The organism is Clostridium sp. JS66 (assembly GCF_033561535.1).
Classification (GTDB): Bacteria; Bacillota; Clostridia; order Clostridiales; family Clostridiaceae; genus Clostridium_AM; species Clostridium_AM carboxidivorans.
In genome coordinates this window covers 6,051,030-6,064,752 of the sequence record NZ_CP131467.1, presented here as the reverse complement: position 1 = coordinate 6,064,752, position 13,723 = coordinate 6,051,030, and the positions used below count along the sequence as shown (strand labels likewise).

Here is a 13,723-nt window from a genome sequence, read left to right as displayed (position 1 = left end):
ATGATGCAATATTATATTATTGATGATGATGTGAGTATTGTTAAGATATTGACTAATTTGCTTGAAGAAAATGGTTCAGGTGAAGTAATAGGCAGCTCTAATGATGGAGAAACAGCTCTTAGAGAAATACTAGTTTGTAATCCGGATATTGTATTAGTTGACTTGCTTTTGCCTAAATTAGATGGTAATAGTTTAGTAAGAGAAGTAAAGCTATTAAAACCAAAGATTAAGTTTATAATGATTTCCCAGGTATCAGACGTAAGGTTGGTGGCAGACTCCTACAATTCTGGTATTGAGTTTTTTATTAGTAAGCCTATTAATAAAATTGAGGTGGAAAAGGTTACAAGCAAGGTGGCGGAAAAAATTGAAATTGAAAATATGCTTGATAATATAAAGAAATTATTTAAAGATGTTAACCCTCAAAAAAAGTCACAGGACAATAATATTAAAATAATCAAACATGTTTTAAGTAGATTTGGTATGCTGGGGGAAAAAGGAACAAACGATATTATCAAAATTTGCATTTATCTATTGGAAACAAAAAAATCCTTTGATGAATGTAATTTCAATGAATTAAGTTCTATGCTTGGAGACAATCCTAAAACAATACAGCAAAGAATAAGAAGAGCAATTAAAACTGGGTTAACTAATCTTGCATACATAGGAATAGAAGATTATTATAATGAAAGCTTTCAGGATTACTCCAAGGGTATGTTTGATTTTGCAAGTGTTAAAGCTGAAATGGATTATATAAAGGGAAAAAACAAAACTGGTGGAAAAGTAATAATAAATAAGTTCTTTGAGGGACTATTACTTCAGTGTGAAGAATATTAAAAATTTATGAAATATTACATGTAAATGTCTACATGTATTGGCTATAATTTCATAACATTCAATAAAATGTTTTTAAAAATTCTAAATTTTTAAAAACATTTTATTTTTTTGCTAAGTATTTTGAAGCCATTTGAAGCCATTTGAAGTATTTTGTAGTCAAGCTATTATAATCAATTATGCAATAACAAATAAAATTAATTGCAATTTATCTAATTGAAAAACTAATTACTCAAATAAATTACTCAAAAATTTTTTATTTATATTTTATAAGGAGGTTATCATATGAAATTATTTGCTAGAAAAAAAGACGTAAATTCCATTTTAGACAATAATAAAAGTAGTTCAGTAGAACGAACTTTAAGTGCATTCGATGTTACAATAATGAGTATTGGAGCAACAATTGGAACTGGAGTAATGGTGCTAGCAGGTGTTGTAGCTGCAAGAGATGCAGGTCCTGCCGTAGTTTTATCATTTATTGCATCTGCAATTGCTTGTACACTTGTAGCATTATGTTACTCTGAATTTGCATCATCAATTCCAACATCAGGAAGTGCATACGCTTATATCTATGTATCTTTAGGTGAATTCATTGCTCATTTAGTTGGTTGGACGCTTTTTATTGGATATACAGTATTGGCTGCAACTGTAGCTAGTGGTTGGTCATCATACTTTATTAGTTTACTAAAAGAATTTGGAATTAAGCTGCCAGCAGCTCTTTCAAGTATTCCAAGTCAAGGTGGAATAATGAATATTCCAGCAGTTGTTGTAGTATTAATTATTACTTTCTTATTATCTAGAGGAACAAAAGAAAGTAAAAAGATAAATAATTTTATGGTATTTACAAAACTTGCGGTTATAGCGTTATTCATAATTGTAGGCGCATTTTTTATAAAACCAATAAGATGGCAGCCATTTATGCCATTTGGTTTTAAGGGCGTATTTGCTGGTGCAGCATCTGTATTCCTTGCTTTCGCAGGCTTTGATGCAGTTTCAACTTCTGCTGAAGAGGTAAAAGATCCTCAGAAGAACCTACCAAGAGGTATTATTGGTTCAATGCTAGGATGTGCACTTATATATGTTATAGTTAGTTTAGTTTTAACTGGAATGGTTGATTACAGAAAATTAAATGTTGGTGATGCTATGGCCTATGCGTTAAGTTCTACAGGTCAAAGTTGGGCAGCTTCTTTACTTTCAGTAGGTGCAGTTATAGGTATTTTAGCCGTAGTACTTGCATACGTTTACGGAGCATCACGTATATTATTTTCAATGAGTCGTGATAGATTGCTTCCGGGAAAGTTCTGTAGTGTAAATAAAGAAACCAATGTTCCTGTATTTTCAACTTGGGTAGTAGGATGTTTAGGCGCTGTATTAGCTGGTGTTGCAGATATAAAACAATTAGCAGATTTGACAAACATGATTCTTCTAGCAGCATTTTCACTTGTAGCTATATCAATAATTGTACTTAGAAAAACTCATCCAAAATTAGAAAGAAAGTTCACAGTACCTTTAGTTCCGGTATTACCTTTAATAGCAGTAGTATGTTGTGTATTTCTTATGATTAGCTTATCAAAAACAACATGGTTATACTTTGGTGTATCAGTTGCATTAGGTATAATTGTTTATGCAGTGTATTCACATAAACATAGTTTATTGCAACAAGGAGAGGACAATTTCAATAACGTAGGTGAAGCAGAAAGAAAAGGCGCTTAATTGCTTGAATGCTCATACGAAAAGTCTTCTTTGAATTATATTTTAAACTTAATTTGACTAAAATAGAAATTACAATTTAAAAGATAGAAAAGACAGACTTTTACAAATCAATAAATTATTAAAAAAATGACTTTAGCTGAATAAAAATTGTGCTAGAGTCATTTTTATTACTTTGAATATTTAGTCATATAGATAAATATTCAATGCTTTTTCAAAATAAGTGCCATAATAAATAAAAATAATTCTAAACCAGTTTCAACGAATATGCCTATAAAAGGATATACATAAAAAGCAAAATTAAAAACTTCAACATTACTATTGAAAGAAATTATGCTTAGAATAGCAGCAATCAAAGTAACTGGGTATATGGTGGATTTATATGTATTGAGTCCTATAATTTGGGATATACCCAAACTAGAAGCCCAAATCAGATTAACTGAAGTCATAATACCTGCAGCTATAGCAACTATAAACCATATAACTTCTACGCGATCAATAGAACTTCCTATTTTAATCATTCTTGCAAGCATTAAACCAGGATTAACCATATTTCCAGCTTGTTCTGCACCAAAGATACATATAGCAAAAATAACAAGAGTACAAATTACAAATACGCCTATACTCACAGCAATAAATTTAGCCATAAAACCATTTTCTATCTGATTACAAACAGGTATATACATACCCATCATAATGCAAATGCCTATAAATGTTAATATAAATAGTGAACCTGAAAAGATAGGATAAAAACCATTATCAAATTGAGGTTTAAGTCTATTTATTTTTAATAGAGGAGCTATAAGTATAAATAGTGAAATAAAGCTTAACAAATATATAGGTCCTAAGATTTCACAAACCCGTGCAACTACCTCTATTCCTTTTTTTACAGCATAGGCAATTAAGATATATCCCGAAATAAGTACAATTTCCATAGGAGTTTTGGGTAAAATTGTATTACTAATTAACGTACTTATGGCTCTCATTAGAAGAGAAGTTACGGTTAAGAAGAATAATGGAAACATTAATCCAACTATTCTTCCTAAATATTTTCCTAATATAGTTATACTATATTGCACAAAATTTTGACCGGGAAAACGAATTCCCATGTAAGCATAAACTAAGGCTAATAAAACATCAAGAACCCAAGCAATAAGAGTAGAAAGCCAAGCACTTCTTCCTGCATGAAATATGAGTAGTCCTGGTATCTGAAGAGTTGTAAAAGATGTAATTATGCTAAAAAGCATCCAAATAAATTGGTTTGTGCTTATAATCTCCTTTTTTGACAATTAGTATCATCCCCTTTAATAAATTTAATGTAATCTAAATACAGTTCTTCCTAGAGGATATAGTAGTTTATTTGCAATATCAATTGGAGTAGGAATACCTAACCCATGTTCCACTACGAGGAATATAGCAATTATTAATAATGTTAGAACTGTGATGAATTCTTTCCACATTTTTTTCTTAAATAAAGGTACTCCTTCTATAAAAATGATAACAGCAGATATTAGTGTTACAGTTAATAGCATATAAAAAAACTCCCTTTCACAAATTGCTACTTTAGCGTTCTATAAGTACTTCCTATATTTCTAATTGCTGAATTTACATTAATATTTACTTGTACATTAGGATAATAGAAATTCCAATTATTTTTGATTTTTTTCCAGTAGGTAGGGTATTCCATGTTGAAATAATTTCCAAACTGAAAAACATCAGAGTTTAGATCTTTAGATCTACTAATGGCTAAAGTTATTTCTCTTTTTGCTTTTTCACTTTGAATTTGTTGAAGCTTTTCAATTGTATCTGTGTTCATAAAATCACATTTAACACGGCTTCCAGAAATATTTGATACAATATCTAAGTTTAAATTTATTTGCATTTTTTCATTAATTATCAATGGGGAAATTTTTAATTTAGTCTTAACTATTTTAAGAGATACAGCGTTATCTCCGAATGGTATATCCATAAATCCTCCTCTTACATTCCCAGAGGCAAAAGAAAGTCCTCTACTTTCTTCATTTTTCATCCAGCCAATTAGTTTATCAGATTTAAATACAGCAGTATCTTTAATGACAAACATGTCGTTGGATGTTTTGCTGCCAGAAGTTTTAGGTGATACAGCTATACCAGATGTATAAGCCTGACTTCCAGGTGTATTAAGCATTTCTATAAAATCTTTTAGATTATTAACTGTAAGATATGAGTTGTCATTTTCATTTCTAATTGTTTCTTCTATAGCTGATCCTGTATCTATATCGAGGTTCATGCTAGAATTTAATATTTTATCCAACTGATTACTTTTAGATATTAAAATCCAGGTTCTAAGTCGCATCTCAGGAATTTTTTCATAAAACTCTATTACAAATTGTATTCCTTTGGATGTTACTAGTTTTTCATCCAAAATTATTACTTTAGTATGGCCAAAATATATATCTTTATGTTGATTTGAAGATATTTTTTGTATTGCATTAGTTATACTATTACTTACCTCAGAATATGTATTAAATGATCTTGAATCGCTTCCAGCAGAATATTGGTTACTTGATGATTGATTTTTACCAGATGCTTCTTGAACAGTTACTTTAATATCATTATTGCCAGATGACTCAATTCCAAGCAAAGTTACAACTCCTAATTTTTCAGTTTCAACTGAATCCCAGCAACCTGAAAGAATACATGGTATAATTATTATTAAAAAAAATATTGTTTTTTTCAAAAGGTATTCCTCCTTAGCTTAATAGCAACTGTTTTTTTGTTTTATTTACATAGGTCTTTTATTATGAGTAACCTTTCTATTATGTTTTTTAAATGGTTTAAGAGGAGTGCGTATAAGGGTATCTTTAAGATCACTGGCTTTAAAAGGAGCTAAAGGACTAAGATAAGGTGTTCCAAAGCTTCTTATTGAACATAAGTGAATCGTTAAAAATAGTATTCCAAGCATTAAACCATATAAACCAAGAATAGAGGATAAAATCATTAAAAAGAATCTACTTATTCTTATAGGTAGAGAGATGTTATATTGTGGTATGGAGAAAGTAGCAATGCCAGTTAAAGCCACAATTATTACCATAAGCGGAGAAACTATGGAAGCTTGAACTGCTGCCTGATCAATAACAAGGGCTCCTACTATACTGACGGCCTGACCTACTGGCCTTGGAAGACGTACGCCAGCTTCACGTAAAATTTCAAAGGTACCTTCCATGATGAAGGCTTCTGCAAAATTTGGCAGAGGTACTCCTGTACGGGCAGATATAATACTTACTAAAAGTTTAGTCGGTATTAGTTCTTGATGAAAGTTTACAATAGCTATATAAAATGCAGGCAGTATAAGTGCTAAAGTAAGCGAGAAGTATCTTAAAAGCCTTACTAAAGTTGAAAACGCATATCTATCATAGTAATCTTCAGCTGACTGCATAAGAGAAAAAAATTCACCAGGTACAATCAAAACTACAGGGCTATTATCAACAATGATTACTACTCTTCCTTCTAGTAAAGCTGCAGAAGCAACATCAGGTCTTTCCGTATTGCGCATTTGAGGAAATATGGAAAATGGTTTATCATTAATAAATTCCTCTATGTAACTATCTGCCAGTATGACATCAGTATCTATTCTACTTAATTTTAATCGTATTTCACTTATAAGTTTCTTGGAACAAATACCTTTAATATATCCTATACATATTGAGGTTTTAGTTATTTTGCCAATTTTCATAGATTCAAATATTAAATTGGGATTATGAATCCTTTTTCTTATAAGACTTAAATTTATACTTAGTACTTCAATGAATGAATCTCTTGGACCTCTTACTACAGTTTCAACTTGAGCCTCTGATATGGATCTGTAATTACTGCTACCCTTAGTATCGATCATGAAAATTTCATTTAATCCTTCAATAAAAAGCAGCACGTATCCATCTATAATTCCATCAATCAATTCTTTTACATTTCTATTTGCTTTAATTTGTGCACGAGTAATAATGTTGCCGGCGTGAATATTATTTACTATTTCAGAAGCAGATTTTAATCCGGAAATATATGAATCATTTAATAAAGGCTGTAAAATGTTTGTATCTAAATGGTCAGAATCTATAAGATTGTCAAAATAGAAAATTGCTGCAGGAACTATACTTGATCGTCCTAATGTAAATGTTCTAATTACTAAATCAGCGTTATCCCCAATAATTTTTTTAAAAATCCCTGCATTTTCAGTTAAAGAAGTAGATAGCTTTATTGACAATAGTTGTGATTCAGAATAACCTTCTTCTAATGTTTCATTTTTTTGGTTACTTTTTAATCTATTTTTATCAAGAAAAAACATGACTTCCTCCTAGAGGCTATAATAAATGTTATTGATATAATATATTTTTTCTATAAGTTCTTTTTATATGCATAAATAAAACTCCTATCACTAAATTAGATAATAGGAGCTTTTAATGAAATATTAATATGCAATTTTTTAAGTATACATTGATATGTTAAATAAGAGATTCATATAAGTATTTTTAAAATACAAAAATTTCGCTATTTGACTATATAGTACATATAGATATTTTACATATAAAAGTAACGCATGATACAATTAAATTATGCAAAAACTATATGAGAAAAATAAGTAATTTTTAAGAAAAGAGGTATGTTATGGTTGATATTTGTTTGCTTGGGTGTGGTGGAAATGTACCTACACCTAATAGAAATCTTACTTCGCTCTTAATATCTTATAAGGGGAAAAAAATTTTGATAGATTGTGGAGAAGGAACTCAAGTATCTATGAAAATTTTGGGTTGGGGATTTAAAGATATAAGTGTAATTTGTTTCACTCATTATCATGCTGATCATGTAATTGGGCTTCCAGGGCTTTTACTTACTATAGCAAATTCTGGACGTAAGGAACCTTTGTATATAGTTGGACCGGAAGGATTAAGTACAATAGTGAAAGGGCTTACAGTAGTATCTCCAGTACTTCCTTATTATGTAGATTTAATAGAGCTTCCAACTAACGATGAAAACTATTTTGAAGATAAGATAATTCAAATTGGTGATATGGAATTATGGGCGCAACCTGCATATCATACTATGCCTTGTCTTGCTTATAGTGTAAATGTAAATAGAAGTAGAAAATTTAATGTTGAAAAAGCAAGGCTTAATAATGTACCTCTAAATTTATGGAATTTACTTCAAAAGGGAAAGAATATAAAAGAAGCTGGAAAAGTATATACACCAGACATGGTATTAGGTGAAGAACGAAGAGGATTAAAGTTAAGCTATTGCACAGATACAAGACCTACAGAAGAACTTATTTCATTTGTAAAAAAATCAGATTTGTTTGTATGTGAGGGGATGTATGGAGATGATGAAAAACTTTCAAAAGCTTTGGAAAATAGGCATATGCTTTTTTCGGAAGCTGCTTTAATGGCAAGGGAAGCTGAAGTAAAAGAATTGTGGCTTACTCATTTTAGTCCATCACTTGGAAATCCTGAAGAGTATATTTTAAATGCAAGGAATATATTTGAAAACACTTTCTTAGGAGAAGATATAAAAATATCAACTTTAAATTTTGAGTAAAATTAAGAAAAAGTATTATGTTGTAAAATAATATCAAAAAATATATATCAGCTGGTTTATATATGCCCTTATCATATACAGACCAGCTGCTAAGTAGATTCTAATTCAATAAACTCATTTTCAACTATTTGAATTCTAACAACCATCCTTTCTATAGTAATCATCTAAAATCCTGAACAACCATTAACAGGTATATAGAAAAATTTACTTTTATTAACTTCGATTTAACTTAACAATACATTCAATACTTTAATTTAATATATTTAAAAAAATATACTTATAGAAAATTAGAATAGAAAGATTAAATTTAAGGGAATATATTATTTGAATTAGAACCTACTAGACATAATATAAAAAATATTAAATGCCCATTGGTATATTCCTCTTCTTTCTACAGATTAAAATATTGAATAAAACTTTAAGTTTCTGGCGGTATCACCTCGATTCTATTTATTATCAATAGATATGTTTTGTGTCTAGAGGTTGTCTATTGATTAATTAAATAATACTATATCCACTAAGAAAAGTCAATATTCTGAATAAAATAATTATTTTAAATTTTTGATGAATAATATAGGTGTTAAAGGAGCGAGTATGTTATGGGGCAACAAGTGATTAAAGATATTAAAAATTTAATGCTTAGATTTAATGAAGATGATGTATTGTCATTATCTTCTCAACTTGCGTACAGTTTGATATTTGCCTTTTTTCCATTTTTAATATTTCTCATGACTGTTCTAGGATATAGTTCTATCAATAGCCAAGATGTGTTAGCGGGATTAAATAGGATTATTCCACGAAGTGCTTTGGAGTTAATTAAGAACACTATAATAGAGGTGGTAGATTATAAAAATCCTCATCTGATGTCTTTTAGCTTAATTTTTACAATATGGTCAGCTTCAAGTGGTTTTAATGGTGTTATTAAAGGATTGAATAAAGCCTATGATGAGTTGGAACATAGAAGTTTCTTAAAAGTCCAATTTATAGCTGTATTGTGTACTATAGGATTAGTAATTGCCATATTTACTATGATCTTTTTATTAGTTTTTGGTCAAATAATTGGAAATGCTCTGGCATTCAATTTAGGATTCTCAGAAGAATTTAAAATTATGTGGCACGTAGTAAGATATATTATTATTATTGTACTAACTGTCTTCATTTTAGCAGCATTATATCATTATACGCCGTGTAGAAGACTTACATGGAGAGAAGTGAGTTCTGGCGCGATATTTGCTACTATTGGATTGATATTAGTATCTATTGGTTTTGCCTTTTATGTAAATAATTTTGGCAATTATTCTAAAATATATGGAAGTATTGGTGCTGTAATAATATTATTAACTTGGTTGTTTCTTGTATCAATTACTGTGGTTATGGGAGGGGAGCTAAATGCAGCATTAGCTTTCGATAGAGAAGGAAAGGAAAAATTTCATAAAAATATTTCTTAGTACAATATATGAAAATGCTATGAAACTAAGGGGGTAAACCTGTGTTTTATAGCTTTTTTTAATGAGGATTGATAATTAAGTTTATAGTATATTAAAAAAAAAATTAGTAATAATATAAAATGTATGTCTGAACTAAAAACTTATTCTAGAGGGTGATAGATTGAATCGTAAAGACTATATGAAAAAAATTTATAAGAATTTTTATGATTTTATAACGGAGTGTTCTAGTAAAGAATTAGAGTATTTTATTTTAGATTCTAAATTTACTACTTTTTTTAATACCAAAATAGATGAAATGATTAAAGAGATAGGAAATGAAGGGAAATCCAATATAGAAGCAACAATAATATTTAGTACCAAAGGTGAAATAGCTTTAATAGACAGTTACATAATAGGAAGGTATTTGGCCAACAGTTATAAAATTTACATGGAACGACATTATAAACAAGATTCTTTGAATAAAATAGTCAAATACATAGTAAATGGTAATAAAAAATCTAAAAAGGACTTTTTAATATTATCTTTTAATGAGTTAAATAACACATTAAAAAGTATGTATAGTGACATAAAATGCAAAAAAGAAACAGTAGATAAATATAGGCAACTTTACAATTTGGAAAAGTGTAAAGACAATCAATGTTTAGTACTAGTTGCAGCAATACTTATATTGGAAGATATATGTAAGTTTACAAGAATTGAGGAAGAGGTTTTAATAGAAGCTATTAATTGTCATTTAGATAAAATGTAGTCAAAGTATTTGTAGTTTCGACAATACTACACGTTAAAATATGAAAATTATTACATTTAAGGAATTTCAAAGTTGTTAGATTTGGTGTTACAAGTTTTTTGATGTCATATAAGAGGGATAAGTTATAATTAACATTATCATGAAATGACATATTTTTTTTAAAGTATGTGCTAATATAGTGTTGAAGTTGATTATGGGGGGGCAAAATCATGATAGTAGAAAATCTGGTTAGAACTCAAAAAACAGAAAAAATAAGGTATAATTATTTTTACAGGCTACTAAAAAGTAAGCTTTCAATAACATATGGAATAGATACCATAGAGGTACAGTCATATGGCATTGAAGTTGAAAGACAGGATTTTGTGGAAGATAAGTTAGTAAATATAGAAAGAGACTGTGTTAAAAGCATAAGTACTCAAAGGTATAAGGTTCATAATTTATTAAAATTGTTATATGACAATTGTGTATCACCTGTACATTTAGTTGAGGTGTTAGGTGAAAACATTGATGAATATATAGTTGATTTTGATAAAGAAATAAAATATATTGCTTATTAAAATATTTACAAAATAAAGAGGAAAAAATCCTCTTTTTTTCTTTGTAGTACTAATTAAAGATAGCAGTTTGTACTTTTAAAATGGATAATTTTATTTTATTATATTAAGTAAGACTAATATTTAATAAAACACATGGGGGTGATGTTTTGATTTTAGGTGTTGGGGTAGACATAGTTGAGATAAGAAGAATTAAGGAAGCTATGGAGAAACATACAAATTTTATAGATAGATTATTTAGTAAGAATGAGATAGAGTATTTTAAGGTGAGAAATCTAAGACCTGAATTTGTTGCTGGAAGGTTTGCGGCAAAAGAAGCTGTAGTTAAAGCTATGGGTACTGGTTTTAGTGGATTTGAAATTAAAGACATTGAAGTAGATAGAACAGCTTCTGGGAAGCCTATAGTTGTATTGAGAGGAAAAGCAAAAATGATAGCACAAAAGTGTGGTAATTATAAAATTCATGTAAGTATATCCCATAGCTTAGATAATGCCATAGCTTATGCTACAATGGAGGTAGATAAATTTGAAGATTGCAACATCAGAAATAATGAGGATGATAGATAGTTATTGCATAAATGAATTACGTATACCTGGAATTGTTTTAATGGAAAATGCAGCTTTAAAAGTTGTAAAAAATATAGATCTAGACAAGTATGATAGTTTTTGCATAGTGTGTACTAAAGGAAATAACGGTGGAGACGGATTTGCTATAGCAAGACATTTACATATTTTGAACAAAAACGTGGAAGTATTTTTAGTAGGTGGAAAAGAAAATATGAAGCCTGACTGTAAAATTAATTATGATATATTAAAGAATATTGGAATCAATATTAATAAAGTAGATAATCTAGAGGATATTAATGAATTAAGGGATTGTATAGAAAGAAATCAAGTAACCATAGATGCCATTTTTGGAACAGGACTATCAAGAAATGTGGAAGGTATATTTGAGTCGGTTATATCTATAATTAATGAAAATAGCAAGTACATTATTTCAGTAGATGTTCCATCAGGTTTTGACAGCAATACAGGAAAGATATTGGGTAAATGTATAAGGGCTAATAAAACTGTATCTTTTGAGCTGTATAAAAGAGGATTTTTAAACTATGGAACAGACAAAGTGACAGGAAAAATAATTATAGAGAAAATAGGGATCCCAAAAAGCGCCATAAATAAGTTTCATAATAATGAATTTATTATGGATATAAATATGATAAAAAATAACTTGATAAAAAGAGATAAGTATTGTTACAAGGGCGATTATGGAAAGGTTACTGTATTTGCAGGATCACAAGGGTTTACCGGAGCAGCGTATATTTGTTCAGAAGGTGCTGTGAGAAGTGGAGCAGGTCTTGTAACACTATGTTGTCATAAAGAAATTCAACCTATACTAAGTTCCAAGTTAGTAGAAGCTATGACTGTTTCTTTTGAAGAAGAAAGTAGAATTGAAGAGCTTATAGATAAAAGTGATGCTATAGCTATAGGACCAGGAATGGGAAATAATGAAGGTACCCTTAATATATTGAAAAATGTTTTAAATAGGGCTAAAAATCCAGTGGTTATAGATGCAGATGCTATAAATGTATTGAAAGATAATTTAGATACTTTAGCACATAGAAACTGCGAAATTATTTTAACTCCTCATTTGGGAGAAATGTCAAGAATAACGGGTTTGTCTATAGATTATATAAAGGAACACAGATTAGAGGTATCTCAAACTTTTGCTAAGAAGAATAAAGTTGTAATACTTTTGAAAGGATATAACACTATAATTACAGATGGTAATAGTACAATAATTAATCCTACAGGGAATAGTTCTATGGCTTCAGGAGGAATGGGAGATTGTCTTACAGGTATGATAGCTTCATTCATAGGCCAAGGATATAATAGTATGGATTCAGCTTGTATATCAGCTTTTATTCATGGATATTGTGGTGAAGTATTGTCAAAAGAAATGTTTTGTGTAAATGCTACACATGTATTAAATAACATACCATTTATAATTAAAGAATTACAAGAATAGAAAATAACATTTAAAACTTATTATAAAGGAACATATAGGAATATTATTAATAATGAATTAATACCCTCTATTATAAGGCTTTTTTAGGGGGAATAAGATTGAGAAGTAAACTATTAATAGTAACTACTATGTTCTTTTTATTTTTTTTGTTATTATCAGGATGTAAAAATAATGAGGATAAATCAGAAAAAATTATTCAGAATTTTAAAAATCTAGATAGTTATAGCTGCGATGTGGATATGAAAATACAGAATGATAAACAAACTGTAAGTTATAAAGGAAAGCAATTTTATGATAAAAGATATGGATATAGATTTGAACTTGAAAATAATAGAATAATGGTGTACAAGGATAATAACATATTTGTAAAAGATTTGAAAAATGGATTCAAGTATAGTACAGATAAAAGTTTTGATAGTGTATTTAAATTGAGTTTTATAGGTGAATATATAGGTCTTATTTATACTAATGAAAAAATAAAAGTTTCTTCAAAAACTATAAATAATAAAAAATATGAGGTTATATGTTTAGACATTCCAGGTAATAACAAAAACATTAGTAAAGCTAATCTGTATATAAATGTAGATAATGAAAAACCCGAGTACTTGAACATATATGATTGGAAAGATAGTGAAAAAATCAAAGTAGAATATTCTAATTTCAATTTCAATAGGGAATTGAATAAGAATTTATTTGTTATAGAATAGAAAAAAACTAAATTTTATATGAATTTTGCAAGGTTGACCTATTAAAATTGAAATAAATTTAATTTTTTAAACAATTTGAATGATATATGTATTAAAAATATTGTATAATTAATATGTATGGAAAACATATTAAAA

At 28.7% G+C, this 13,723-nt stretch carries 13 protein-coding genes; 9 read left to right on the top strand and 4 right to left on the bottom strand.

From position 1 onward, the window contains the following. Together Q6H37_RS28080 and Q6H37_RS28075 are read left to right on the top strand one after the other, a co-directional pair. Positions 1-834: a DNA-binding domain-containing protein gene (locus Q6H37_RS28080; protein ID WP_318738286.1), complete on the top strand. Its 834-nt coding sequence runs from the start codon at positions 1-3 to the stop codon at positions 832-834. A 282-nt stretch (positions 835-1,116) separates the two neighbouring features. Beyond that, entirely contained in the window at positions 1,117-2,544 is a 1,428-nt protein-coding gene (locus Q6H37_RS28075) for an APC family permease (RefSeq protein ID WP_318738284.1), read from the top strand. A 200-nt stretch (positions 2,545-2,744) separates the two neighbouring features. Here Q6H37_RS28075 and Q6H37_RS28070 read toward each other — a convergent pair whose 3' ends face one another. The 4 genes from Q6H37_RS28070 to Q6H37_RS28055 are packed head-to-tail and all read right to left on the bottom strand — an operon-like array spanning position 2,745 to position 6,862. Further along, entirely contained in the window at positions 2,745-3,830 is a 1,086-nt protein-coding gene (locus tag Q6H37_RS28070) for an endospore germination permease (RefSeq protein ID WP_318738282.1), read from the bottom strand. Between the two features lie 24 nt (positions 3,831-3,854). After that, positions 3,855-4,073, bottom strand: coding sequence for a hypothetical protein (locus tag Q6H37_RS28065; protein WP_318738280.1), 219 nt, complete (start codon positions 4,071-4,073; stop codon positions 3,855-3,857). Between the two features lie 26 nt (positions 4,074-4,099). Continuing rightward, positions 4,100-5,260 carry a Ger(x)C family spore germination protein gene (locus Q6H37_RS28060; RefSeq protein WP_318738278.1) on the bottom strand — a complete coding sequence of 387 codons (1,161 nt, stop codon included), beginning with the start codon at positions 5,258-5,260 and terminating at the stop codon, positions 4,100-4,102. A gap of 45 nt (positions 5,261-5,305) precedes the next feature. Continuing rightward, on the bottom strand, positions 5,306-6,862 hold the full coding sequence (locus Q6H37_RS28055) for a spore germination protein (protein WP_318738276.1): 1,557 nt from the start codon (positions 6,860-6,862) through the stop codon (positions 5,306-5,308). A gap of 320 nt (positions 6,863-7,182) precedes the next feature. Between Q6H37_RS28055 and Q6H37_RS28050 the strand changes: the two genes are divergently transcribed. The 7 genes from Q6H37_RS28050 (at position 7,183) to Q6H37_RS28020 (ending at position 13,588) form a co-directional block, all read left to right on the top strand. Then, the gene (locus Q6H37_RS28050; protein ID WP_318738274.1) at positions 7,183-8,106 is read left to right on the top strand and encodes a ribonuclease Z; all 924 of its coding nucleotides are present in this window, start codon (positions 7,183-7,185) and stop codon (positions 8,104-8,106) included. 599 nt (positions 8,107-8,705) lie between these two features. Beyond that, positions 8,706-9,554 (top strand): YihY/virulence factor BrkB family protein, encoded by an 849-nt coding sequence (locus tag Q6H37_RS28045; protein WP_318738272.1) that lies wholly within the window; start codon positions 8,706-8,708, stop codon positions 9,552-9,554. A 160-nt stretch (positions 9,555-9,714) separates the two neighbouring features. Then, the gene (locus Q6H37_RS28040; protein ID WP_318738269.1) at positions 9,715-10,302 is read left to right on the top strand and encodes a hypothetical protein; all 588 of its coding nucleotides are present in this window, start codon (positions 9,715-9,717) and stop codon (positions 10,300-10,302) included. A 209-nt stretch (positions 10,303-10,511) separates the two neighbouring features. Continuing rightward, positions 10,512-10,859 (top strand): DUF6514 family protein, encoded by a 348-nt coding sequence (locus Q6H37_RS28035; protein ID WP_318738268.1) that lies wholly within the window; start codon positions 10,512-10,514, stop codon positions 10,857-10,859. 146 nt (positions 10,860-11,005) lie between these two features. Next, positions 11,006-11,422: a holo-ACP synthase gene (gene acpS / locus Q6H37_RS28030; protein ID WP_318738266.1), complete on the top strand. Its 417-nt coding sequence runs from the start codon at positions 11,006-11,008 to the stop codon at positions 11,420-11,422. After that, positions 11,382-12,881 (top strand): NAD(P)H-hydrate dehydratase, encoded by a 1,500-nt coding sequence (locus Q6H37_RS28025; RefSeq protein WP_318738264.1) that lies wholly within the window; start codon positions 11,382-11,384, stop codon positions 12,879-12,881. The genes acpS and Q6H37_RS28025 overlap by 41 nt, the downstream gene beginning before the upstream one ends. 98 nt (positions 12,882-12,979) lie before the next feature. Then, positions 12,980-13,588 (top strand): germination lipoprotein GerS-related protein, encoded by a 609-nt coding sequence (locus Q6H37_RS28020; RefSeq protein WP_318738262.1) that lies wholly within the window; start codon positions 12,980-12,982, stop codon positions 13,586-13,588. Positions 13,589-13,723: the final 135 nt, after the last annotated feature.

Coding starts and splice junctions, on each gene's coding strand:
- Q6H37_RS28080 (WP_318738286.1), top strand. CDS start 1: ATGATGCAATATTATATTATTGATGATGATGTGAGTATTGTTAAGATA.
- Q6H37_RS28075 (WP_318738284.1), top strand. CDS start 1,117: ATGAAATTATTTGCTAGAAAAAAAGACGTAAATTCCATTTTAGACAAT.
- Q6H37_RS28065 (WP_318738280.1), bottom strand. CDS start 4,073: ATGCTATTAACTGTAACACTAATATCTGCTGTTATCATTTTTATAGAA.
- Q6H37_RS28055 (WP_318738276.1), bottom strand. CDS start 6,862: ATGTTTTTTCTTGATAAAAATAGATTAAAAAGTAACCAAAAAAATGAA.
- Q6H37_RS28050 (WP_318738274.1), top strand. CDS start 7,183: ATGGTTGATATTTGTTTGCTTGGGTGTGGTGGAAATGTACCTACACCT.
- Q6H37_RS28045 (WP_318738272.1), top strand. CDS start 8,706: ATGGGGCAACAAGTGATTAAAGATATTAAAAATTTAATGCTTAGATTT.
- Q6H37_RS28035 (WP_318738268.1), top strand. CDS start 10,512: ATGATAGTAGAAAATCTGGTTAGAACTCAAAAAACAGAAAAAATAAGG.